This window comes from Fervidicoccus sp. SLHALR4, from assembly GCF_058692745.1.
Map to the genome: position 1 here is coordinate 833,293 of NZ_CP182483.1, position 22,891 is coordinate 856,183.

Here is a 22,891-nt window from a genome sequence, read left to right on the forward strand (position 1 = left end):
GGGTTGCTTAGAAGAGTTGTATTTTAAAACATTTATCTCCCTGTATTCCTTGACTTTCTTCAAATCGATATGGTTCTGGCTTCATCGTCACTTCTAAATACTTCTGGTTACTTTTAGTGACTAGCCTTCATTACCCCTATCAGCACTCTACCCGCGCTCTTTTGGAGCCTAACTTTATCGGTTAGACCTCCTCACCCCTCTACTGGAATCTCTTAAGCGAAAAATGAGTGCTCGTAGAGCTAGGCTTCTCCTTACATCTGCCTCCTCATCGGATCGTTTACCCATACCCATAGACAAGTAATGAGAGAGAAAGGTTTAGATAGACACATGGCCAGTGCATAACATAATAGCATACAGGGGATTAAAAGTAGTTAAAAGTTATGAAATATGATCAAAATATGGATGGGCACAAATATGGATGGGATGGGTAATATATGCCTGCTGCCCCAAGAGAGGTTATGAAGATTCTTGAGGTAAGGGAGATGAAATAGAGTGTACTTTAGAATGACAGATAGATTCCTGTTAGAAAGAGGGGCTAGAAATATGCTTAAGCACTCTTCTGGGGGTATGTGGACTGGGATAGATGAGTTTCACCCTGAGACTGTGAGGTATATTATGAGCGCTAATGCGGACAAAAGGGCTTCTCTAGGTCAGTTTTTTACTCCAAGGAGACTGCGTGAAGAGCTGTTATCTAGACTTCCAAGACTCGTTAAGCCGAGGGTTCTAGATCCTGCTTGTGGAACTGGGGAGTTCTTGCTGTCAGCTAAAGATTACTTTGTGGAGCCAGAACTTTACTGCTGGGAAGTAGATCCAGAGGTAGCAGACACCGCTAAGAAACTAATACCTGAAGCCAAAGTAGAGATTAAAGATAGCCTGCTGGCACCTTTCGAAGAGAAGTTCGACGTAGTCATCGGCAACCCGCCTTACTTCGAGTTTAAGCCGCCGAGGGAGATTAGGGAGAATTACAGGGAGATAGTGAGCGGTCGCGTCAACATATATGCCCTCTTCATCTACCTAGGGATTAATCTGTTGAAGCCGGGGGGCTACTTGGCTTACGTGGTTTCATCCTCGATGAATAATGGAGCCTATTTCAGAAAGCTGAGAGGATTCATTGTTGAAAACGCTGATATAGCATATCTTAAGAGAATAGATGACGCATATGTGTTCTCCGACCCCGCATATAAGGTTAACCACACTTTCCAGCTCCTCGTCTTAAGGAAAGATAGGAATACCGGCAGACATGTTTTCAAACGTGGAGACCGCTTGGTATTTAGTGAAAACTATGAGTTCCTGGGGAAAGTCTTCGAGAACTCAACTACTCTGCGTGAACTAGGCTACCGGGTTCAAACCGGAAAGATAGTTTGGAATCAGAACAGAGATAAGCTTACAAACGATCCCAAGAAAGGCATCCTACTAATATGGTCACACAATATAAAGAAGGGAGAACTAGTGCTAAACAACAACCCCAGCAAGCCACAGTACATAGTATATCCAGCTGATAAAGCCGATAAAGGTCCAGCCATAGTTGCTACACGCATAGTTGGGCATCCAAGCAGGGCACTGCTCGAAGCCGCCCTTATACCCCCAGGCACACTCTTCGTAGCAGAGAACCACGTAAACGTAATCTACCCGCCACCAAGAGCGACAATAGAGGAGCTACAAGAGATAGTTGGACAATTGAACTCTGACAAGACACAGGGAGTGATCAGAGAGCTGGTAGGGAACACCCAAGTATCAAAATCAGAGCTGGAAAACCTCATACCGCTGGAAATAAAAAGTATCTTTGCATTCTGACCTTCTCCCGGCCCTAAAGGGAAAAGATTCTATTCGAGCAATTCACAAGTTCCCTGCATCTGCACAGGTTCACATTTGTCATCTGCATTGTATCTAAGAAGGTCAGAGATTCCTGGGCTCCCCGCTCCAAGAGTCTTATACGATAATGAAGGCTTAAAAACTAAACACGTTGAAAGAAATGTATCCTTTAATAACTTAAGGAGGATAATTATCTCCAGAAATCAATTTATCTCTGAAGTTATAGGATGAGGGTGTAGAGATTTGGAGGAATTCAACATACCGAAAAGCCACCCCCGCTATAGAAGCTTGATGGAGAGGGAAAAAATAGTTCAGGGATTCAGAGAAGGACTGGTAGTTCCTCAGGGGCTAATAGCTCACGGAAGAGGCGAAGCCTTCGATTACATAATAGGAGAAAAAACGATTCCTGAAGCTCAGGAGGCCATTGATGCGGCGGTGGCAGCTATTCTGCTGGCAGAATATCCTATCATTTCTGTAAACGGAAACACGGCAGCCCTCGTTCCGAAGGAGATAGTAGACTTTTCAAGAGAGACGGGAGCAAAAATAGAGGTTAACCTCTTCTACAGAACTGAAGAGAGGGTCAGGAAGATAGTAGAGCATTTGAAGAAGCACGGAGCAGATGAAGTCCTTGGAGAGAACGTGGTAGAAGGAGTGCCTGGTCTCGAAAGCGAGAGGAGAAAAGTCGATCCTAGGGGAATACTGAAAGCTGATGTCGTCCTGGTTATGCTTGAAGACGGCGACAGGACAGAATTCCTGAGAGCTATGGGGAAGACAGTTATAGCAGTTGACCTTAACCCCTTTTCAAGAACTGCCAGGAAGGCGAGCATCACCATAATGGACAATGTAACAAGAGCCCTGCCTTTGATGGTGGAAAGAGCGAGGGAGATGAAGGGATGGGATAGGGAAAGGCTCAGAGAAGCTTTCTCAGCATACGACAATTCCATGCAGCTCTCCAAATACATAGCATATATCCTGGGCAGACTGAAAGAGGAATCGGAATCGCTAAAGCGAAGCTCGAAGTGAATTTTTCACTTTCAAACTGCTCCTCGGAAAAAAGCCCCGCCGAACTTCTTCATCCTTGAATAACTATGTCGACGTGGCGTATTAATGCTAGAATAGACGGTGGAATGCTCAGAAGAAGAAAACCGCAAAATTTGCGGTAGAAAATGTAGTTTGAAGGAAAGAGCCCTGCCTTCTAAAGAAAAACGTGAGCTTTTCTCTCCAGCTCACGGCTCTATTTCTTCATTATTGATAGCCTGAATGCGGGAATGGTTCTCGCTTCGCCTAATGCTATCATATGTGTTGCTTTATTGAGCGGAGCCGTGAATACTTTGTAGGAATCTCCTTCGAAAGTGATAAGCCAGGCAACACTCTTTTCCGAGGAATATTTGATGGTCGAAGAGAGAGTTGCCGCTTTCGACGCTTCTTCGTCCCCAAGAATAATTTTTCCCAGAACCTCCAAAAGCCTTTCTCCTCTCTCTATTGCTTCGACGCACAGATCGTTAAATTTCTCTGCGTTCCTCGGGATTCCATCTTGATAGCAGATCTCGGAGATCTCGCTCAGTAGCCTTTTTCTTATGAGGTTCAGGTCGGCATGCTTTTTCTCTGCTGCCCTGGTGAGCATTAGGGCGATATCTTCTTCCATAGCGAATCATCCCGCATCAGCTATACCCTTCAAGATAAATGGAAAGGCAAGACATCCAGGGATCTCTATCTCTTCTCCCTTATATGCATTCAACTCAACTCCCATGATTTTCTTTCCTAGCATGTCTACATTCATTTTCACATTGACTTTTTCCTTGAAGGGGGATAGGTCGCACCTGATTGAAAAATCGCTGAGCTCTTCCTCTGCCAACCGTATGACTGGAAGACCGAGCTTGCCGTTTATAGACCCCGGAATTCTGATGAGCCTGTGCACGTCTACTGTTACCTTCTCGTCTATCGCTACAGCGGCGGACTCTATGAAAGACTGCAACAAGCTCTCATCGATTCTGTTCCCCACCTCTTCCCAGGTGAAATGCTCTTTCGGATTCAAGCCGAGCTTTTCGTAGATTATTTTCCCTATCCTTCCTCTCCAGCTTGGATCATCAGGATGCGGTATCAGCCAATCTCTTTTTCCAAAGCCGGTGAGCCTTTTAACATCCAAACCGCTTCCCTTTATATAGTCCACGATCTCCCTCCTCTCCTCGCTGCTTAGCTTGAGGCAAGCGTCGTTGCAGAGAGGCCTGATGTGAAAGCCCCTGTTCCCGGAAAAGTATATCTTGACGTCTTCAAATCCCATTTCCCTTTTCAGTATTCTGACGAGCTGCGATGCAGCCTCCCCGGCCTTTTTCACGCACTCATCAGGAATGGGAGAGGCCTCAACCACGTTCTGGCTGCCGCACTTCAAGCATTTTTTAATTTTATTGCCGTACATCAGGTAGCCGCAATCGAGACAAACATGCATCTGCTCCATGGCTCGGCAGTCAGGCAGCTCATCTGCATCTATATCGAATATCAGCTCGCTCCCAAAATAACCCTTGCTCTCCATGCTTTTCACTTCTGGAAAAAGATAACGCGCAGAGGAGTAGTACAGATGCAAAGGAGGGTTCTTGACTAAGTATTCTCTCAGCTCAGCTTCGCTTCTGAATGACAAATGCCTCACATAGGACTGGGCGCCGATGGGCTGAACAGCGAATTCTCTGGAAGAAATATTGTCCGGTAGCTCCAGCTCAGCGCTTGAGTAGTACTCTGATAGCCTCCTCCTTATCCAGGTGAACGATTTTTCTCTAGGCAGTCCGCGGCGCGACAAAAGCAACCAACCTAGCTCCCTGTGGAAGTTCTAGAGTTAACTTCGCGGGCATATCGGTGGAAAAGCTCAGGATGGCTACTTCGGCGCTCTTTATTGGACCAAGCAAGTCGATGAAATATTCTATACCGTACGTGCTTTTCTGCTCTCCATCAGAGTTCACAGATATGATACCTTCTTCGCCAGACTTCAGCTCTGCTACAGCCGTTCCTATCTCGCTCTCACCGATTGCCCTGAAGACTTCCCCATTCGTTTCAAATGTCACGCTATCGCTCAGTATCTCGACATCTTCGATTGACTCCCTCAAGATGCTTGGAACCGCTCTGATTTCCGCCTTCAGGTCAATTTTGGGTTCGGGGAGATCCTTGAATGTAGGCTCAGTAGTAGGCTCCGTAAACTCCCTCAGCAATTTGCCAGAGAAGCTGACCTTCAGCTTATCTCCATTCAGCTCGAGCAGCAGGGAATCATCTTTTCTAGCTCTCTTGATGATTTCGACGAACTCTTCCAAGTCCAGGCCAAAGCTTTCCCCGCCGGCTTCGTATTCCTCTAGGGATTCCTTTGGAAAGAATATGTCTACGAGGACTACATGGCTGGGATCCAGGGCCCTCAGCTTTACCCCTCCTTCCTCAGCAGTCAGCGTTATCTCCTTGACTAACTTGCTAGCTCCACTTATTACTTCTTTCCACAGCGATGCTTCCGAAAACTTTAGCCTCATCGGACATCATCTTCCGCTTTTTTTCAGATGAGTTATCTCTCATCTGATTATTAAACCTGACCATTTTCTGATCTTTGTTGCGATAAGGAGCAAATGTGGGACGATCCTTCAGAGCAGACATTGTGGAGAGTTGAAAAAAAGAAGAACTTCACTCATATTCTCTCCAGACATACCCGCATCTGACGCATTTGTAGAACCTCGTTGGAGGCTCATCAGCAGCCCTTGTCTGCATGGTCCAATAATACACTTCGTTGTAACCGCACTTAGGACAGTATACAACATCTTTGAGTTTCGGAAGCGTTTCCGGAATTTTACCATCTTCAATGACGATTGACTTCTCCTTTGCTGTGTGCTTTATCTTATTGGACAGCTTGTATGCTGATGGAGATGAATTGACTTCTTCGGTATAGCCGCATTTGGGGCAGACTAAGACGCTCTTCCCTCCCACTTTTCTCGGTTGCATCAATGTTCCGCATTTCGGGCAGAACTTCATCTGCCACCACCGCTCAAAAGCGATTCAAATTCTTCCAAAGCTTTCAAAAGGATCTTCTCATGAGGCAGCTCCTGAACTGCTTCTGCTCCAAGCCTTTCCACCAGCCCTTCGGTTCCCTTTCCTTTGATGAGCACTTTTCTCACTTCCTTAATGTAATCTCTCTCCCCAAGTCTCTCAATAAAGTGATCATTGAAGGAGTCAAGCAGAAAGTGTTCTATCATATCCCCTCTCAGGACAAAGCCAACCGCATAGCCTCTGTGAATGAGGAGCTCCATCACTCTGCTCTCAGGCTTTAGTGCTTTTGAGCTTTTCTTCAATTTCGGCACCTAGAACATCGACTATCTTTATCGTATCATCGATAGCGTTTTTCATCACTTCAATTGGAGAGACGGTTCCATCCGTTTTCACGTAAATTATTACGCTTCCTTTCAGCGGGTGCTCAATTCTGTAGTACGATATCAAAACACCCTTCTGCTCCAAGATCCTCTTCGCCAGCAGATTTCCAAGGGTGTGGTCTTCTCCGATGATTTCCAGTTCCAATTCAGTATCGGTCTTCTTTCTCACATTATATGCAATGCTTTCAGACATCCTTCCTCTATCCTCCACAGCACTTGCTGTTAAATTTCTTAAAAACAACCATGATGCCTTAGACAATACTAAAACATTTCCAGTCATCCCTTTTTAACTTTACATGATTAACCTTCATAATCTAGGAAAGAAGAGGTTCAGATTATATTTAACGCCTTTCTATTATTCTTCTTGAGCTTCAAGCAATGTGGAGATCGATTGAACGGCTTTCTCCCACCCAACTACGAGCCTCGCCTTTCCCTCCTCATCCTCCAGCACTCCAGCCTCTTTTCCTGCCTCAAGCACATCTTCCGGAAGTGCATCGAAGAACATACTCAACAGAGCCACAAGTTCAGCCGCCTTTCCCTTTGCAATGCTTCTAGAAGCTCTCAATCTGTCAAAGAATTCTGCTGCTATCTCGCGCACTCTATCGGGGTTCTCTTCTATTATCAGCTCATCGTCTTTTCGAATGCTCTTAATCTTGTAGAGGCTGAGCAAGTACACAAAGGCATCTATCGGTACTGGGTAGCCGAGAGTTTTCGAAGACTGTGCCAAGTTGACAACGGTATTCCCCTTCTTAAGTGGACCTGGCAATGCATTTGAAACTATCCTCTTCACAGCTTCGATGCTTCTTTCTACGCTGACGGGATCTCCAGTAATTCTGAGCTCCAGAACATTTCCCCTGACTCTGTAGAAGGCTTCTTGGGCCGAAATGGCTGCCATAACTTCCTCTAAGAGCCTCTCGGTATCTCCTTTTTCAGGTATTCTAATCAAGATCTTCCTCTTCACCATAACCAGGATATTCCCCTTGGAGGTTAGCAGTTCACTTCGGCTTTTAATGATATCAAAAACCTTACCTAATATATTTGTGCATTCAAAAGAAAGACCAGGTACCCAGCGGTTGAACCGAACAAATATTCTTATCAGGCGAGTAAGCTTCAATATCTGCACCAAACCCGTTCCAGAACGAATCCATCGAACCGACCCATCGCTCATGTGAGCTTCTGCTAAAGGCAGATATGAACAGAAATATCTATTTAAACCCTCCAGATAATAATGAAAAAGCTGAAGTTAAAGTATCGATGCTAGATCACTGTAGCACGAGGGAAGCAGATTGAAAGTTCCCAAACAGATAAGGACTTACTGCCCCAGATGCAAGAAGCACACGCTACATACAGTAATGCTATACAAGGGAGGAAAGAGAAGAAAGCTGGCGATCGGAGAGAGAAGGTACAGAAGGAAGCAGGAAGGATATGGTTCTAAGAGGAGGCCTGAGCAGAAGAGATTCGCGAAGACAACTAAGAAGCAGGTGCTCAAGCTGAAGTGCAGTGAGTGCGGCTACATAACTCACAGAAAAGGAATAAGGCTCAAGAAGCTCGAAATAACGGAGGTGGCCTGATTGGCGAAGAAGACCAAGATTCCCATACCCGAGCCAAAAACCAAATTCATCTTGATAAGATGCCCTAACTGCGGAAACGAACAGGTAGTTTTCTCACATGCTACTTTCCCAGTCAGATGCCTAATATGCGGGAATCAGCTGGTCAGACCAACAGGCGGCAGGGCTATGCTGCAGGCCCAGTTCATCAAGGTTGTAGGGTAAAACACCTTCTCGAACTTTTTATACTTAACATATTTTGAAGGAAGAGATGGAAAATGGTCAGGGCGAGAAAAGAGTTTCCAGAAGCAAATGAACTGGTGGTAGCGACAGTCAAGGAGATATTCGATTACGGTGCTTATGTTGAGCTTGATGAATACAACAACATGAGAGCTTATCTCCCTTGGAGCGAAGTGGCTTCGAAGTGGGTGAGGGACGTCAAGGATGTGATAAGACAGGGGGAGAAGATAGTTGTCAAGGTGATAAGAGTAAACAGGCAGAAGGGACAGGTTGATGTCAGCCTGAAAAGAGTATATGATACCGAGAAAAAGAAGAAGATGCAGTGGTACAAGAGGAACCAGAGAGCGGAAAAGATTCTTCTTATGGCAGCTCAGAGGCTGGGAAAGTCCTTAGACAGCGCATATAAAGAAGCAGGGTGGCCCCTTGAAGATTACTATGGGGAGATATATGCTGGGCTTGAAGCAGCAGTCTTGGAGGGACCTGAAGCTCTGAGAAGAGCAGGCGTCAAGGAAGAATGGATAACCCCCCTTTATGAAGAAGCAGTTAAGCACATTCAGATCAAGCAGGTGAAAATCTCCGGGATTCTGACTTTAAGATCCTATGAATCTGACGGCGTCGAGAGGATAAGAAAGGTTCTCCTCAAAGTGAAGGAAAGCGGAAGAGATCAGGTCAAGATAAACGTGTATACGATAGGCTCCCCCAGATATAGAGTTGAGCTCATTACTTCAGACTATAAAAGCGGAGAGCGTCTCTTGGAGAAAACTATACAGGATGCCGAAAAAGAGGCTCAGAAGAACAAAGTCGAATTCGAATTCATTAGAGAGAAGGCTTGAGCGCTGATCGAAATTGAGATGGCTCATGAGGAAATGCGCGAACTGTGGAAAGTATACTCTGAGCACAGACAGATGCCCATACTGCGGGGGTCCTGTGAAAATACCTCATCCTCCCCGCTTCTCTCCGGTTGACAAATATGTAGCATACAGAATTCGAGCTAAGTCTTCTACCAAGGCACGCTCTTGAGGCCCAGCTTATATGCCAGGATGTTCGTGGAGACATGCAAGAGAGGTATCAGCACAAGTCCCAACAAGAAGGACCCTAGAGAAGGATGCAGGCAGCTCGGACACAGCAAAATCGCCGCAGTGGCCCCGAGGAAGAAGTCAAGCTGATCCGCCAGAGGCAGGCTTTTCCCTCTCTCGTAGCCCAACCTCCGCTTGAAGAATGACTTCGTCAGATCTCCCAGTATAGCGCCAACTGATCCCAAACCGCCTGTCAGCAAAACCTTCGGTAGCATATCGGTCATCGCTCCTATCACTAGAGCGGTGATCTCTCCAGCCAGTATCCCCCCCAACGCACCCTCGAAGCTCTTCCCGTCGCCGAGAATTCTCCTTCCATCCCTCCAGCTTTTCCCCATATCTATAGGATGAACTTTCACAAACTTGGAGATAACAACCGGAGCTCCGTTGGCGACCATGGCTGGGAGGTAGATCACGAAAAAATCAGCCACTATACGCACGATATCCATTCAAACCCACCGCCAGTTATTCTGTACCTGCCGAACACCTTTCCATTGACCTCAACTATCCCCTCTTCTTTTCTTTTTTCCCTCAATAACCTTACCATCGATGTAGCGTAGTAGGAAAGAACATCTTCACCGCTCGGGGCTTCTCCAGAGAGGCTGACCTGTGCAGTGGCTAAAATCATTGCTTTTTTTGACATTTGCTTCAGGAGAGCACAGGTGAACGAGAAAGCTCTGTAAGCCCTCTCTATATCGAAAGAAGCAGAGACTCTGAACACACTGTTGATGCTGTCCACTACGACTAGCTCCTTCGAATTCCAAGCCCTGAGAATATCGTAAATAATTCCCCACTCATCCACGTCTTCTGAAAACTCCACACTGGGGGGCACCCCAACCTGCATCGCCCTCTCGAAGGTCGGGCTCCCTTCCGTGTTTATGTATAGCGATTTCCCAGCGACTACTGCTGTGAAAGTTAGCGAAAAAGAAGTCTTGCCTGCCCCAGCCTCACCGTATATCACGGAGAATCCTCTGTTTCCGGGAAACGTCTCTTCCAGCAGCTTCTCCCAGCAGTTGATTCCTCTCGACATCACGATCTCCCTATGGATAGGTCAAATTAAATTAATAATCTTGATTATCGCTATTTATTATACAAAGAGAAGAAAGGATGATGAATTGAAGAAGAGGCTGCTTCTGGCAGTAGTCGATCCGGTCAGGTTCTACGTGTTAACTGAAGAGCTGAAGAGCTACGGAGTGAGCTACGGAGTGCCAGCTTCAGCTCCTTTTCTCTGCTCAAAGGATGAGGTTGCTCTCTGCGATGAAAGAGGAATGAGAATGATATCTGGAGAGTGCGAGAGGATACAGGTTTCCGAACCAGGAAAAAGGCTCATTATGGAGCTTTTCCCAAGACTTTACGGAAAAGCGGAGTTCAAAGAGATTTCAGTCGGAATAGACCTAGGTTCCTTTGCAGCATTCGTAGTTTCAGGCGACGGCGATCTTTTGCTCAAGGGAAAGATCCCAACTCAGAGGCTCGGAAGAGCTCTGAAGGATATCGCGCTCATCCCTCATGAAAAAATGATCGTCAGGCTTGGTAGCTGGAACAGCTCCGATGCAGTTTGGAAAATCGCCGGGGAAATACTGATGGATCTGGATGCGGCCGTTGAAATCGTGGACGAATTCGGAACTACTAAAAATTCGCTTGAAGATGAGAGAGATCCAGATATCAGAGCAGCTAAGTCTATACTCAAAAAAGGGAGGCTCGCATGAAGCTTCAGAGCGGCGATGAGACCAAGTACTTCTGGATAAAGGGAGCAGCCAAAATTAGAGTAGAAGAAGGATCCATTGAAATAAACGGTGCCAGCTTTTTCCGCGGAGAGAGCGTTCTGATGCACTTGAGCCGCAGTTATACAGTGAAAGTGCTTCCCCACACTTCTCTGGACGTAACGCTGTCCGCCACCTCTTCATTAGACAATGCTGAAGAGCAGGACATCGCGTCATACGAGGAGTGGAAAAGGAGAGCTGAGGAGATCGCGGAGAAGTGCATTTCAAAAGCCCGGTGCAAGATCGTTATACTTGGAGAAACTGACAGCGGGAAAACCACATTTGCAACCATGCTCGGAAACTCACTTCTAAAGAGAGGGTCAGTTCCCGTTATTCTGGATGCAGACCCTGGCCAGAACACCATAGGATTTCCAGGATTCATTGCAGCTGGCAAGTACAGCGTCAAGAGCATATGGCCGAGGGATATAGGATGGGAGAAGCTCTACTTCGTAGGCAAGCTGTCTCCAGCAGGCATAGAGAGCGATATAATAATTGGAGCTATGAAGCTTTCTCAGCACTACAGAGACAGCATATTGATAGTAGACACTGATGGATGGTTTGCTGATTTGAGGAGCTACAGCTACAAGTACAGACTGATAAACAGCCTAATGGCGGACTTCTCCGTCGTAATTTGTCAGAATGAGTGCGGAGGTCTGAAAAGGATCATCGAGGGAGAAGCTGAAGCGGTATTTCTGAAGAGCCCTCCAAAAAGGGCTGTTAGAAGCAGAGAGGAGAGGATCCTCATAAAGAGCGATAAAGTTCTGAACCTTGTTGCTTCCGAGAGGACGAGAGAGATCAGCTTGAGCTCTGTGAGCTTGATGGATAGAGGCAGAATAATCGATGTCAGTGAAGCAAGCATTGGAGATTTATCGGAAAGGCTGGAGAACATGCTCTGCGCTCTGGTATCTCCAGATGGTTGGGCAAGCGGTGCGGGAATAATCGCGGCCGTGAGAGACGGCGAGAAGCTTCTCATAAAGACAGATTATATGGGGGAAGTCAAGATTATTCAATTTGGGTATATAAAGTTGGCAGACAATAGACTGATCGAAATCGCCTCTGGAGGTGCAGGGAGTGGAAGGAGTTCTGAGCTTAGAAGAAGCTTTCAGAAGGGTGGAGAGCAGGTACGAAGACAGGGAAAGGGAGTACAGCGAGGAGCATGAGATCCCCCTGTTTATCAAGAGGGAGCAGGGCAGGAGAGCAGTTCTCGTGAGGGGGAAGAAATCTCACCCCCTGATAGTCTCAAACCTTTTCGAGACGAGGCAGAAGATGCTCAATATTCTGGGTCTTTCTCTTCTAGAGGAGCTGTACAACCTCGTCACAGAAAGCACTCATGAAGAGAGCGAGGTTTTCTCATATGAAAATTTGGAGGATCACTATGAAAGGGTGAGCGTAGGCTTCGATTCCCTTGGAGCTCTGAAGTACTATGAAAAGGATGGAGGATACTACTACACTTCATCGATTATAGTGACTTCCACTGGAAAGTCCCACAATGCAAGCATACACAGAATTAAGGTTATAGATTCTGGAAGGGCTGTCGCGAGGATAGTGCCGAGGCACCTCTACAGAGTTTACGAGGATAGGCTCAAAAGGGGAGAGAACACTCCGGTGACAATTCTAATAGGAGCTCACCCTGTAGTGGAGCTCTCGGCCTCCATATCTCCTCCTTTTGATGCTTTCGAGTTCACTCTCATCCCAAACTTCACAGGCCAAAAATTGAAAGTCGTCAGGAGCCCTCTCCACGGGAACCCTGTCCCCTTAGGAACATCTTACATTGTAGAGGCAGAGATAACTCCGGAGCTTGTGGATGAGGGGCCGTTCGTTGATATAATGGGCACTTACGACAGGGTGAGAAAGCAGCCCCTGATATTGATCAGGGAAATTTGGGCTGTGAAGCATGGTGAAAGGATGAGCCATGCTATACTTCCCGGAGGCGGTGAGCATCAGTTGCTCATGGGAATCAGCAGAGAAGCCCAGATATGGAAGTCAGTCAGCTCCGTTGTTCCAAAAGTGCGCAAGGTCAGGCTGACGCCTGCGAGTGGGGGTTGGCTCCACGCAGTCATATCAATTGAGAAGAACCACGATGAGGACGGGAAGAACGCCATTCTGGCTGCCTTCGGCGCTCATCCGAGCCTCAAGCATGTAGTAGTGGTTGATTCAGATGTAGATCCGGATGACCCTATTCAAGTGGAGTGGGCGATAGCTACGAGATTTCAAGCCTCAGAGGACTTGATCGTAATAAATAGAGCCAGAGGCTCAACTCTTGATCCCAGTGCAGAGGACGGCACAACTGCGAAGATGGGGCTGGATGCTACGAAGCCGCTGAATGCACCGTTCACATTCGAAAGAGCAAGAATCCCTGGTGAGTAGGGTTGCATCTCACGAGAGAAGAGGAAGAAATGCTGAATGGAGAGCATGGGGAGATTTTGGCAACAGCCCTCAATGTCATAGTTAAGGTTGGGGAGGCTCTCGGAGCTGAAAGGCTCATAGAAGTACCTCACGTCCATGCATCCGGCCTATCCTACATGACCATTGGGGACGCTGGGCTGACTTTCCTGAAGTCATATGCTGAAAAGGGGGCCAGGGTCAGAACATTTTCCACGGTGAACCCCATAGGGATGGACCTGGATCTTTGGGAGAGGCTGGGCATTTCGGAGGAGTTCGCTCGAAGGCAGAGGGAAATAGTCAACGCTATCCTCAGCATGGGCTTTGAGCCAACATTCACATGCACTCCCTATCTGATTAGGAAGCCTGCCTTTCGGGAGCACCTTGCGTGGGGAGAAAGTAGCGCCGTTGCCATGGCCAACACGTTCTATGGAGCTAGGACCAACAGAGAAGGGGGACCCTTAACTATTATGAGCGCACTGACAGGAAAAACTTACATGGCTGGCCTCCACCTGGATGAAAACAGGATTCCAACGCATGAAATCGTATTGGATGGAGAGATCAGCCTCGCAGATCCGGCCTATGCGGGAGCACTTGGGTATGTTGCGGGGGAGAAGATAAGGAACGGCATCCCCATCATCAAGGGGGTGAAAATGAGCTTCGCTTCAATCAAATCATACACGGCTGCAGCAGCGGCGAGCGGAGACATCGCATTATCCTACATTGAAAAGATAACGCCTGATTATGACTGGGCAGTTAAAAGGGCAGATGCTCTGGAAAAAGTCCAAATCGAAAGGAGGGAAGTGGAAGAGATAATGAGCCTAAGGGGGGATGTAGAAGTAGATGCTGTTTTCATCGGTTGCCCCCATGCTGATGTAGATGAGGTTCTGGAGCTTTACAGGATGCTGTCGAAGTGCAGAAAGCTGAAAGTGCCAGTGTGGATATCTACTTCAAGGGCCTCTTATGAAAAGCTGAAGGATCTGGGGGTAGTGGAGAAGCTTGAGTCAGCAGGAGCTGTAATAATAAGGGATACATGCCCAGTGGTCTCGCCTCTGGTAGCCTCAAGATTCAAATCAATTGTGATAACCAGCGCTAAGGGGTTTTTCTACATCCCAAAGATGCATGGCGTGAGAGCATTCATTGTCCCATTCCAGAAAGTAGGTGAAGTAGCGTGCGGGAGATAAAAGTTAGGGTTATTTCCGGGAACAGTGTGGAGGGAGAGCTGCTCGTCTATCCAAAGCCAATTTCGTTCCTGGGAGAAGTGGATCCAAAGAGAGGGATAATTCTGGTAAGTGGTCAGGAAGAAGTGAAGATAAAGGACAAGATCCTCATATTTCCGGGCACTCGCGGAAGCACAGTTGGCAGCTACGTCATTTATGCGTTGAAATACTATGGAAACACCCCCGCGGCGATGGTTGTGAGCAGAGCAGAGCCCATCCTCATAGCTGGAGCAGTTCTCGCTGGCATCACGCTAGCAGAAGGTTTAAGCGAGGTGGAAATGAAGGAAGCAATGAGCTACAGAAGAGGAGAGATCGATGCCCAAAAGGGAGTGCTCAGGCTTACCCTTTAGTTGGAAGCATCAGGTCTTCTTCCTCTCGCTCCTGAGGATCCTCAGCCTCTCTATGACCATGAGCCACCCATCAATTGCCTGCGAGAGCTTTATATCTTCATCATAGGAAGATGTTCTGCCGATGTCTTCTGAGAGTATGTCGAGCTGCTTCAAAATCTTTTCCTCAATTTTCGCGAAGAGAGGGGCAGAGACTTGCTCGACTATTTCAGTCTCGTCTGATACTATTGCCACTTTTCCGTGTATTGGGCAGACAACGTCTCCATTCTTCAATCTGAAAAGGGGGGAGCCGCATATTGGACAGGAGTACGGGAGCATTGTAGCACCCTGCCTGAGGAGTTCGGCTCCCTTTTTTGCTGCATCTCCTTGAGCGCTCACAATCTACCACCCCTCCAGAGCAGAGAGGGGTCGCTGCTGCAGATGCTCGTCATCGGTTTCCCTCCATCCGCCCATCGAGCCTCATCCCCCATGCAATGAATCTGCCCCATGCCATAATAACGTTTTTATCCAATAAATTGGATCGATCTGGAGATGAACGAAAAATACTTCTGGTGGAGCTGGTTTCCTTGGGAAGCGAGGGGCTGAAAGATATATTGGAGGAGGTGTTCTCCGAGGCAACGAGGTCGAGGATCTTCAAAGACAGAGATAAGCTCACTCCAGACTATGTCCCGGAGCATCTCCCCTTCAGGGACGAGCAGATAAGGAGGATAGCCTCGGCTCTTTCTCAAGCTCTGAGAGGGTCGAGACCGAACAACTTATTTGTCTACGGCCTCACCGGGACCGGAAAAACGGCGGCCGTGAAGCTCGTTACAAGAGGCCTCTCGGAGAAGGCCAGGGAGCTGAGAGTTCCCGTCTACACAGCTTATGTGAATTGCAGGCAGAGAGATACAGGCTACAGAGTCCTTGCTGACATCATGGAGTCCCTGGGAGGCAAAGTTCCATTCACAGGTCTGAGCATTGCTGAGCTTCAAAAGAGGCTCCATAAGAGGATCGAGTCTCTCGGAGGGAGGGTTATAATAGTTCTTGACGAAATCGATTTCCTTGTAAAGAAGCAGGGAGATGATATTCTCTACAAACTTATAAGGATGAATGAGGAGCTCTCCGGCAGCTCAGTGAGCATAATTGGGATAACAAACGACCTGAACCTCATCGAAATGATGGACCCCCGCGTGAAGAGTAGCCTGGGAGAGGAGGAAATTGTCTTCCCTCCATATGATGCTCTCCAGCTGAGGAGCATTCTCGAGGAAAGGGCGAAGCTGGCATTCTACGATAACGTTCTCGATGGAGACGTGATCCCTCTCTGCGCCGCACTCGCAGCAAGAGAGCACGGCGATGCTAGGAAGGCCCTGGATCTGCTCAGAATGGCTGGCGAGCTGGCGGAAAGGAGCGGTAAGGATAGAGTTACGAGAAAGGACGTGGAAGCGGCACGAGGCGAGCTAGAGAAGGATAAAGTGCATGAGGTCGTCGCATCGCTTCCGCTCCACGCGAAACTCATCTTAGCCTCCATCCTCGAACTGACCCGCGATAAAGAAAGCGCAACTACAGGTGAAATATTTGGAGAATATTCGAAGAAGACGTCCCTCCTTGGTCTCGAAGTGGTCACACAGAGGAGGGTGACGGACATAATAAGCGAGCTGGATATGATGGGCCTCATCTCTGCGAGGGTTGTCAGCAGGGGGAGATATGGGAAGACGAAAGTTGTGAAGATCCAAGCGGACAGAAGGAGCATTGAGACAGCGCTGAAAGAGGATGAAATCGTTGGCAGCACCATTGGAGGAACCTGAGGTAGCAGTAGGAATCGACGACGGTATGTTCATAAAGCAAAGGGGCGAGTGGACGGTTCTGGCAGGCGTGAAGTTTGTTGACTTGAGGCTTAGCGAAATCGCTTTCAGCAGAATCACCCTCGATGGGACTGATGGGGTTGCTTCGGCCGAGAAGATCGTGAGGAAGCTCGTGAATAGAGGAGAGAGGGCCGCAGTTTTTCTCGATGGAGTCACCTATGCAGGATTCAATCTCATAGATCCGGAAGAGCTCGCAAACAGAACAGGAGTAATAGCTATATCAATATTCAGGAGAAAGCCAAATGAAGAGAGGATCTTGAGAGCTTTAAAGCTTCACTTCCAGGATTGGGAGAGCAGATGGGAGGTGATATCGAGGGCATCAACGAATGCGAGGAAAATTTGGATTAGAGGGAGGACTATATACTACTACAGCTTTCCTGAATCTCCCTCTGTGAGCGAAATCATAAGGAAAATGGCAGTCGCTTCAAAAATACCCGAGCCTCTGAGGATGGCTGACATGTTCGCAAAGGAAATCGGAAAGTTCCTCATGCAGTCAAAATTCAAGTAAAAGCTATCTCCTTCCTTTTGCTGAAATCGCGGGAACGCGGAAGCTTTTAAGCTCTTTCGTTTCGGCAGTAAAGGACTTCAACCACAGAATCGCATAATACGGGTCATTCTAAAAGCAGAAGGCCCTCATTTCTAGCGTATTCGACTACAGCTTCGTACTCGTCTGGCGTTATCCGCCTTTTCAAGCTACTCCACCTGTCTCCCTCGAATACTACTCTGTAGGTCGGATAGTACTGATCCATTATGTTCACGACCAGCCATTCCTTCGGCATGTTTTCGGAAAGCCACTTCATTATTGGGATGCTGCAGCACTCCACATGATTTGGCAGTATGAGGTGTCTCAGGATAATGCTGCCTTCCCATTTTACGGCGAGCAGATTGCGGGTGACCACATCTCTGTACCTTGGTGCGGCAGAGAGAACAGAAGCGTGAGAGTACTCCCAGTACTTGAAGTCTGGGAGCCAGAGGTCTATAACATCTTTAAGAAGCCTGGTGAGCTTTTCGCTCATATAGAAATTGCTGTTCCATATCTGGGGAGGAGAAGTCTTCATATATTTGAAGCTCTCAACGATCACATGCGCGTGGGGAGTCGGCTCTCCTCCTACGTGATTAATGTTCCTCGCCCCCCTTCTGACCAGTTCGTCTTCTATAGCAGCCAGCTCTACAGCGTCTACATACATCCCCCTCAGGGGTACAATTTGCGATATCTCGAAGTTCTGGCAGTATACGCAGCGGAAGTTGCAGCCCGAATAGAATATGGTTCCGCTAGGAACAAGAGGGTATTCCTCGCCATGATGCAGGAAGAATGAGGAGACCTGGCCTCTGTAGTCAACTCTGCAGTACTTTCCCCTAGCCACCATTCTATTGGTTCCGCACCTTCTTTCGCAAAATTCACAGCGGCTCAGCATTCTTTTCAGTATCTCCACTTTAAGATCGAGATATGAGGTGGTTGCGTCTTCTATTTTCGTGGCCTCCCCTTCTTTAACCTCCTGTAGCTTTTCCCGGAACTCAGCCCCCATTTCTCCGTGAAGCGACCAAAGCTCTTCATCGGTCAGAGAAGAAGCCTCCACTTCAAGCGGGACGCTTCTTGCGATTTTGAACTTTGGAGGGTGCTTCCCCTCCAGAATTCCATAGTACCAGCTCAGCGCTTCCTTTATCCTCTCCTCGACTTCCATCCTTTCAAGCACCAAGGATCTCGCGACAGTGTTTTTCCCTATATTTTTCGTTCAGTTTCCAAGTGAGCCATCTGTCGCGGCAGACGTCGCCCATTATGCTCAGAAGGAAGTTCCCAAGCATCTTATCTTCGTCTTCCCCGCTCCAATTGTAGAATATCCTTCTGGTAGAGCCCTGAACGACATATTCGAAGAACGGGCTCAGCCTTCTCTTCTTGGAGGGGAAGTAAACATATATCGGCTTTCCCAGCCTGGCCGCCTCCATCACTTCATAGAAGACGCCGTAGGAGGCGCTTTCGGCATAATGATATACGATCACTGCATTTGAATTCCTCACAAGCGATATGTCTCTCTCCACTACCTGAGACCTGATTAAATCGATTGATTCCTGAACTTCGTCCAGCTTCAGTCTGATTCCGTTGATCTCTATGGAGTCTTCATCTCCGCTGAAAGCTGCCTCGAACTCAGTTATGAGGTCCCAGTCCTTTATTGTGAGGGGATTCAACACGACGAAGTACTTGGATATCATCGATGAAAACTTCGAGATCTCTCTCTCAACAACTTCGAGAGGAATGCCTGTGATGGGGAAGCTCAAGTATACTTTCGGCTTTTCCTTGAGGAGGAGCTCAAGAAAGGTCTTGACAGGATGATTTACGCTGAAGACAAGCCATTCAATTTTCCTGCCGTCGTATTTGCTCTGTATCTCCCTAATGTAATCGAGAACGAGATCTATGCTTTCTTTTCTCCAGGCTGCCAGAACGCTGAGCTTAGGTTCGACCCTTCCCTTCCATGCTGAATCTTCTAAAAGCCTCTTCTTCACATTTATGAGGTCATCGATTAGTATGTAAATCTCGTGGGGATTGATCTTTTCTATGTGCCTGACGCTCAAGCCTTTGATTATTCCCTCTGGATGTACGTGGCTCGGCGCGATTCTGAAAATAGCAGGCGAGCTCACTATGCTTACAACGCTTCTGCTGGATCTGCTTTCCTTTTCTCTGATTTCAGTCACTATTTCTTCGATCGCTTCATCCCTTATGCTGTTCAGTGTTTCTGGAGAGAGATCCAGCACGTTCTCTCTCGTTATATTCAGCGAATACTTCTCGCCAACTCTCTTCATGTAATCGAAAACCCTGTATATATCGATATCAACGTCTATGCCTTCTTCCGAAGCAGCTTTCAGCAGATCATCTAGGAACTCATCTCTTCTATTCAGGGGAGGGCTGGTCACGAGGATTCTGCGATGATCCATTTATCCATCCCTCACAGAAAACCAAAAGAGCGATTCTCATAGGAAGCCTGGAGGTCTCACATTTACTACTTCCTTGTTTACAAGATCTGGGGGAATTCTTCCGTTCAGAAACTCGATAAGATTTGTGGCAACTTTTTCAGCCATGGCGTTTCTGGCCTCAGTTGTCGCGCTCCCGATATGAGGGGCAAGCACAACGTTCTTCAGCTTGGTCAGCTCATGGCTAGCAGGCAGCGGCTCCTGCTCGAACACGTCCAGACCAGCTCCAGCGATCCACCCTTCTTTCAGAGCCTTAACTAAGGCTTCGGTATCAACTATCCCCCCGCGGGCGACGTTTATCAGGTACGCTGTAGGCTTCATCAGCCTGAGCCTCTGCTCATTGATCAGATGCCTCGTCTGCTCCGTTAAATTCGCATGTATGGTCACCACGTCGCTGACTGACAGAAGCTCCTCGAGGTCTACAAACTTAGCCTCCAGAGCTCTTTCCTCCTCCTGGCTCAGCCTCCTCAAATCATAGTAAACAATTTTCATTCCGAAGCTTTTGGCTCTCTTCGCCACCTCTCTGCCAATTCTCCCCATTCCTATCACGCCGAGAGTTTTCCCGTTGAGCTCCATTCCCAAGAGCATCAGGGGGTGCCAGCCCGTTCTGCTCTTCTCCCACTCCCCCGTCCTGACAAACTGATCAGCTTCAACTATCCTTCTCGTAACTGCCAATAGAAGAGCCATTGTGAGGTCTGCTGTAGCATTGGTGAGAACTTCAGGAGTGTTGGTGACATAGACACCCTTCTGCGTTGCATATTTGATGTCAATATTATCGAATCCAACGGCATATTGCGAAATTATTCTCAGCTTGGGAGCTCTGTCTAGGAGCTCCTTGTCTATTTTATCCGTTAGAAGCGTCACCATGGCATCAACTTCTTCTGCTTTCGAGAGGAGAACATCTCTTGGCGGAGCCCAGTATTCCTTCCACACTTCAACCTCGAACTTGTCCTTCAGCCTCTCAATCCCTACTTTCGGAATCTCTCTCGTTATGAAAACTTTAGGCTTCATTCGGAGTGCACCATGAAAATATGAATAGCTCGGTTTAATATAAATTTATTATTTCAAATTTCATTTTGCATCGTCATAAGATAAAGCGCTGAGCTCCAGGGAACCAAGATAGAGGATCAATCTAGAGGCACAACGTTTTCTTTTCCTTCTATTTTCAATTGCATTGCAGAAGCTCCTCTCCAGAGCAGATGCTGTCATTGTAGCTTTTATGAACAAAGAGCAATATAATTTGTTGCCATAATGCTTATGTCATTTGCGCTATTGTACTTATGAAATATCAGTTTTCATCTTTACTAATTCACGAGAATACGATCAGTTGTACCTCTAGAAATGGCATCGGCCTAGCCTAGTAGGGATGTGAGGCGAAGGGTAAGCTTGGGCCAGCTCTTCTTTGACGGTGAGTTCTGTGAAAATTAAGGATACCCGAGGTTGTCTGTTCCGTGAGCTGGAGACGAAGCGAGCCGCGTCGATAGCTTGTAAGGTTAGGCTTAGCAGTGATGGTTGCCGCTTAAACCTTCTCAAGCATCTCCTTTTTTAGAGAGCTCAATTAAGGCTTCGGGTGTACAGTCTCTATTGCTATAGAAGGGGGAAGCAGTCAGTGACTATAGTTGTCGCTAGGAATGGTGGGAGCTATGGCGGGTACGCTAACAGGTGCCTCAATCTGAGGGTCGACGACCAACCAGGGCTGGTCCGAGAGCTAAGGAGGATCTTCAGAATCTGGGAGCTGACATTGCTCCAGCACGGGGAACCAAGCAACGTCATCGAAAAGACCACTATCACCGAGAAGATGTAGCACGCCTGAAGAAAGCCTGCTTCTACAAGGGCGAGGTCACGGGCAACGGGGACGATGAAATGGAAAAACCGTTCACAGATTGGACCATGGTAGACAATTTCGAGAACAAACTGAGAAATGATCGTATGATGTGGGAGACTGTCTATAGGTACCAGGAACCTAAGCACTAATTTTTGCTTCTGTAAAATCAATGCCCCCAGCCATAGGATTCTTATGTCCTTATATCCTGTCATCTTAGCTATATTTGCTGTGCTAGGTTAGGCTAACAGTTGAGCTCGGTGAAAGGCTGAGGCGTGGAGAGCCTTACGGCGCTACATTATGTTGTTGGCCTTTCGCCTACTGCTTTTTTTGCTCAACTTCTTTACAGTATCTCTCGAATTTTCTAAGCCAGGCTGTTATCGAGCGGGGGCGATCTCGGTGTTTGTCGATAAATTCTACGAACCTTATAATCTGTAGAATAGTTTTGGGGTGCAGTCCGTGCTCAAGGATGTGCGCATCCCTGTAGGCAATGTCCTCGGGAACCAGAAACATTTCGAGAAACCTCCTTACATAATTGTACCTTTTCTCTACAACCTCGGCCAATTCTCTGCCGCGCACCGTCAGCCTCACAATACCGTATCTTTCATGGATCACCAAATTCTTTTCCTCGAGCTTTTTCAGCATCTCTACGGCGCTTGAAGGCTTGACGTTGAGTTTACAGCTTATATCCTTTACGCGCGCATATCCCTTACTCTTCTCGAACTCATATATCACTCTCAAGTAGTCCTCCATTCTTTCTGTAATGTACTCCATAGTAGATGTATAATGTTTGACTAACCTAAAAAACTGATCCCCTATCAGATGAATGCTCAAATCGTAGCGACTTCTGTTGTCACGTGAGGTACTAGCGAAGGCCCTCCATACCTTAAGGTAAAATTTTAAACTATAAATACGTTATAATCTGTAAGTGGGGAGTCGAAGTGTGGGAGTACTGAAGGTCGCCGTGGCCACAGTTGGTTACGAGGGCCTTAGCGATAGGGTCGCGAGCGAGCTGGCTAGGTGCCCTACACTCACGATATTCGAGGTCGATGAAGAGAGTAGGAGTTACCGCTTACTCGAAGTGGTCGAGAACAAAGTAGCTAAGTTCAGCCAAGGTGCGGGTCCGATATTCGTGTACACTTTGGCTGAGAAAGGCGTTGAAGTTGTATTGGGTCCGGGTGTAGGAATGGGGGTTGCAGACTTGCTTGCTGAGGCTAAAATAAAGTTCGTTAAATGCGAGCCGGGTATAAAGGTGGAGGAGGCTCTGAACTCAGCTTTACAATAACTCGAGTCACGCGTTTGCAGTTATGCCTTTGAGAAACAATTTCACTTTTTATATACATAGATAAGGTAATCAAATATTTCCTGAGATTACGAGCTTACTAGATTTCAACAGTGATGAAGATAGTGAGGTGGATGAGCACCAGATGAATTCACGCCCGATAGAGGAGTCATGAAGAAGATGAGCTCTCGCACTCTGGCATAGAGGATC

At 47.4% G+C, this 22,891-nt stretch carries 30 protein-coding genes; 16 read left to right on the plus strand and 14 right to left on the minus strand.

The window, feature by feature from the left end; translation table 11 throughout:
• The first annotated feature begins 504 nt into the window (after positions 1-504).
• Together ACLGLO_RS04420 and ACLGLO_RS04425 are read left to right on the plus strand one after the other, a co-directional pair.
• Positions 505-1,794: an HsdM family class I SAM-dependent methyltransferase gene (locus tag ACLGLO_RS04420; protein WP_492127720.1), complete on the plus strand. Its 1,290-nt coding sequence runs from the start codon at positions 505-507 to the stop codon at positions 1,792-1,794.
• A 261-nt stretch (positions 1,795-2,055) separates the two neighbouring features.
• Positions 2,056-2,835: a 4-phosphopantoate--beta-alanine ligase gene (locus ACLGLO_RS04425; RefSeq protein WP_492127721.1), complete on the plus strand. Its 780-nt coding sequence runs from the start codon at positions 2,056-2,058 to the stop codon at positions 2,833-2,835.
• Between the two features lie 211 nt (positions 2,836-3,046).
• Here ACLGLO_RS04425 and ACLGLO_RS04430 read toward each other — a convergent pair whose 3' ends face one another.
• The 7 genes from ACLGLO_RS04430 to ACLGLO_RS04460 form a co-directional block, all read right to left on the minus strand.
• On the minus strand, positions 3,047-3,457 hold the full coding sequence (locus tag ACLGLO_RS04430; protein ID WP_492127722.1) for a hypothetical protein: 411 nt from the start codon (positions 3,455-3,457) through the stop codon (positions 3,047-3,049).
• A 6-nt stretch (positions 3,458-3,463) separates the two neighbouring features.
• Complete coding sequence (locus ACLGLO_RS04435; RefSeq protein ID WP_492127723.1) at positions 3,464-4,603, minus strand: DNA primase small subunit domain-containing protein; 1,140 nt, start codon at positions 4,601-4,603, stop codon at positions 3,464-3,466.
• Entirely contained in the window at positions 4,581-5,315 is a 735-nt protein-coding gene (locus tag ACLGLO_RS04440) for a DNA polymerase sliding clamp (protein WP_492127724.1), read from the minus strand. The genes ACLGLO_RS04435 and ACLGLO_RS04440 overlap by 23 nt, the downstream gene beginning before the upstream one ends.
• 148 nt (positions 5,316-5,463) lie before the next feature.
• Entirely contained in the window at positions 5,464-5,808 is a 345-nt protein-coding gene (locus ACLGLO_RS04445; RefSeq protein ID WP_492127725.1) for a transcription factor S, read from the minus strand.
• Positions 5,805-6,125, minus strand: a complete 321-nt coding sequence (locus ACLGLO_RS04450) for a hypothetical protein (protein WP_492127726.1) — start codon at positions 6,123-6,125, stop codon at positions 5,805-5,807. The genes ACLGLO_RS04445 and ACLGLO_RS04450 overlap by 4 nt, the downstream gene beginning before the upstream one ends.
• Positions 6,094-6,396: an RpoL/Rpb11 RNA polymerase subunit family protein gene (locus ACLGLO_RS04455; protein WP_492127727.1), complete on the minus strand. Its 303-nt coding sequence runs from the start codon at positions 6,394-6,396 to the stop codon at positions 6,094-6,096. The genes ACLGLO_RS04450 and ACLGLO_RS04455 overlap by 32 nt, the downstream gene beginning before the upstream one ends.
• A 162-nt stretch (positions 6,397-6,558) precedes the next feature.
• A complete protein-coding gene (locus tag ACLGLO_RS04460) occupies positions 6,559-7,167 on the minus strand; it encodes a DUF2067 family protein (RefSeq protein WP_492127728.1) in 609 nt (202 codons plus the stop codon).
• 322 nt (positions 7,168-7,489) lie between these two features.
• On the opposite strand from ACLGLO_RS04460, the gene ACLGLO_RS04465 reads away from it, so the two are divergent.
• The 4 genes from ACLGLO_RS04465 to ACLGLO_RS04480 are packed head-to-tail and all read left to right on the plus strand — an operon-like array spanning position 7,490 to position 9,010.
• Entirely contained in the window at positions 7,490-7,774 is a 285-nt protein-coding gene (locus tag ACLGLO_RS04465; protein WP_492127729.1) for a 50S ribosomal protein L44e, read from the plus strand.
• A complete protein-coding gene (locus ACLGLO_RS04470; protein ID WP_492127730.1) occupies positions 7,775-7,975 on the plus strand; it encodes a 30S ribosomal protein S27e in 201 nt (66 codons plus the stop codon).
• A gap of 53 nt (positions 7,976-8,028) precedes the next feature.
• The gene (locus ACLGLO_RS04475) at positions 8,029-8,823 is read left to right on the plus strand and encodes a translation initiation factor IF-2 subunit alpha (protein WP_492127731.1); all 795 of its coding nucleotides are present in this window, start codon (positions 8,029-8,031) and stop codon (positions 8,821-8,823) included.
• Between the two features lie 13 nt (positions 8,824-8,836).
• A complete protein-coding gene (locus ACLGLO_RS04480) occupies positions 8,837-9,010 on the plus strand; it encodes an RNA-protein complex protein Nop10 (protein WP_492127732.1) in 174 nt (57 codons plus the stop codon).
• Here the strand turns inward: ACLGLO_RS04480 and ACLGLO_RS04485 are convergent.
• Both ACLGLO_RS04485 and ACLGLO_RS04490 read right to left on the minus strand, forming a co-directional pair.
• Complete coding sequence (locus ACLGLO_RS04485) at positions 8,991-9,512, minus strand: CDP-2,3-bis-(O-geranylgeranyl)-sn-glycerol synthase (RefSeq protein WP_492127733.1); 522 nt, start codon at positions 9,510-9,512, stop codon at positions 8,991-8,993. The genes ACLGLO_RS04480 and ACLGLO_RS04485 overlap by 20 nt on opposite strands.
• Positions 9,494-10,093, minus strand: coding sequence for an RAD55 family ATPase (locus ACLGLO_RS04490; protein WP_492127734.1), 600 nt, complete (start codon positions 10,091-10,093; stop codon positions 9,494-9,496). Before ACLGLO_RS04490 ends, ACLGLO_RS04485 begins: the two co-directional genes overlap by 19 nt.
• Before the next feature lie 85 nt (positions 10,094-10,178).
• Here ACLGLO_RS04490 and ACLGLO_RS04495 point away from each other — a divergent pair, with 85 nt between their 5' ends.
• Genes ACLGLO_RS04495 through ACLGLO_RS04515 form a run of 5 tightly spaced genes read left to right on the plus strand, consistent with a single transcriptional unit; the run spans position 10,179 to position 14,775 of the window.
• On the plus strand, positions 10,179-10,769 hold the full coding sequence (locus tag ACLGLO_RS04495; protein WP_492127735.1) for a hypothetical protein: 591 nt from the start codon (positions 10,179-10,181) through the stop codon (positions 10,767-10,769).
• Positions 10,766-11,983, plus strand: coding sequence for a Clp1/GlmU family protein (locus tag ACLGLO_RS04500; protein WP_492127736.1), 1,218 nt, complete (start codon positions 10,766-10,768; stop codon positions 11,981-11,983). The genes ACLGLO_RS04495 and ACLGLO_RS04500 overlap by 4 nt, the downstream gene beginning before the upstream one ends.
• A complete protein-coding gene (locus ACLGLO_RS04505) occupies positions 11,895-13,190 on the plus strand; it encodes a UbiD family decarboxylase (protein ID WP_492127737.1) in 1,296 nt (431 codons plus the stop codon). Before ACLGLO_RS04500 ends, ACLGLO_RS04505 begins: the two co-directional genes overlap by 89 nt.
• 2 nt (positions 13,191-13,192) lie before the next feature.
• Positions 13,193-14,389 (plus strand): aconitase X catalytic domain-containing protein, encoded by a 1,197-nt coding sequence (locus ACLGLO_RS04510; protein ID WP_492127738.1) that lies wholly within the window; start codon positions 13,193-13,195, stop codon positions 14,387-14,389.
• Complete coding sequence (locus tag ACLGLO_RS04515; protein ID WP_492127739.1) at positions 14,377-14,775, plus strand: aconitase X swivel domain-containing protein; 399 nt, start codon at positions 14,377-14,379, stop codon at positions 14,773-14,775. The genes ACLGLO_RS04510 and ACLGLO_RS04515 overlap by 13 nt, the downstream gene beginning before the upstream one ends.
• Before the next feature lie 9 nt (positions 14,776-14,784).
• Here the strand turns inward: ACLGLO_RS04515 and ACLGLO_RS04520 are convergent, their stop codons facing one another.
• Positions 14,785-15,090, minus strand: coding sequence for an Sjogren's syndrome/scleroderma autoantigen 1 family protein (locus tag ACLGLO_RS04520; RefSeq protein WP_492129139.1), 306 nt, complete (start codon positions 15,088-15,090; stop codon positions 14,785-14,787).
• A gap of 248 nt (positions 15,091-15,338) precedes the next feature.
• Here ACLGLO_RS04520 and ACLGLO_RS04525 point away from each other — a divergent pair, with 248 nt between their 5' ends.
• Both ACLGLO_RS04525 and ACLGLO_RS04530 read left to right on the plus strand, forming a co-directional pair.
• Positions 15,339-16,556 carry a Cdc6/Cdc18 family protein gene (locus ACLGLO_RS04525; protein ID WP_492127740.1) on the plus strand — a complete coding sequence of 406 codons (1,218 nt, stop codon included), beginning with the start codon at positions 15,339-15,341 and terminating at the stop codon, positions 16,554-16,556.
• The gene (locus ACLGLO_RS04530) at positions 16,543-17,121 is read left to right on the plus strand and encodes an endonuclease dU (RefSeq protein ID WP_492127741.1); all 579 of its coding nucleotides are present in this window, start codon (positions 16,543-16,545) and stop codon (positions 17,119-17,121) included. Before ACLGLO_RS04525 ends, ACLGLO_RS04530 begins: the two co-directional genes overlap by 14 nt.
• Positions 17,122-17,224: 103 nt before the next feature.
• Here the strand turns inward: ACLGLO_RS04530 and ACLGLO_RS04535 are convergent, their stop codons facing one another.
• From ACLGLO_RS04535 to gyaR, 3 genes are read right to left on the minus strand one after another with little or no spacing between them, the layout of a single operon-like run.
• Positions 17,225-18,307: a radical SAM protein gene (locus ACLGLO_RS04535; protein WP_492127742.1), complete on the minus strand. Its 1,083-nt coding sequence runs from the start codon at positions 18,305-18,307 to the stop codon at positions 17,225-17,227.
• Positions 18,300-19,541: a hypothetical protein gene (locus ACLGLO_RS04540; RefSeq protein WP_492127743.1), complete on the minus strand. Its 1,242-nt coding sequence runs from the start codon at positions 19,539-19,541 to the stop codon at positions 18,300-18,302. The genes ACLGLO_RS04535 and ACLGLO_RS04540 overlap by 8 nt, the downstream gene beginning before the upstream one ends.
• Before the next feature lie 36 nt (positions 19,542-19,577).
• Positions 19,578-20,588, minus strand: a complete 1,011-nt coding sequence (gyaR, locus tag ACLGLO_RS04545) for a glyoxylate reductase (RefSeq protein WP_492127744.1) — start codon at positions 20,586-20,588, stop codon at positions 19,578-19,580.
• A 559-nt stretch (positions 20,589-21,147) separates the two neighbouring features.
• Between gyaR and ACLGLO_RS04550 the strand changes: the two genes are divergently transcribed.
• Positions 21,148-21,381 (plus strand): hypothetical protein, encoded by a 234-nt coding sequence (locus tag ACLGLO_RS04550; protein WP_492129188.1) that lies wholly within the window; start codon positions 21,148-21,150, stop codon positions 21,379-21,381.
• 5 nt (positions 21,382-21,386) lie between these two features.
• A complete protein-coding gene (locus ACLGLO_RS04555; protein ID WP_492129140.1) occupies positions 21,387-21,551 on the plus strand; it encodes a putative peptidoglycan binding domain-containing protein in 165 nt (54 codons plus the stop codon).
• 166 nt (positions 21,552-21,717) lie between these two features.
• Here the strand turns inward: ACLGLO_RS04555 and ACLGLO_RS04560 are convergent, their stop codons facing one another.
• The gene (locus ACLGLO_RS04560; RefSeq protein WP_492127745.1) at positions 21,718-22,152 is read right to left on the minus strand and encodes a metal-dependent transcriptional regulator; all 435 of its coding nucleotides are present in this window, start codon (positions 22,150-22,152) and stop codon (positions 21,718-21,720) included.
• Positions 22,153-22,342: 190 nt separating this feature from the next.
• On the opposite strand from ACLGLO_RS04560, the gene ACLGLO_RS04565 reads away from it, so the two are divergent.
• Positions 22,343-22,684: a NifB/NifX family molybdenum-iron cluster-binding protein gene (locus tag ACLGLO_RS04565; protein ID WP_492127746.1), complete on the plus strand. Its 342-nt coding sequence runs from the start codon at positions 22,343-22,345 to the stop codon at positions 22,682-22,684.
• Positions 22,685-22,891: the final 207 nt, after the last annotated feature.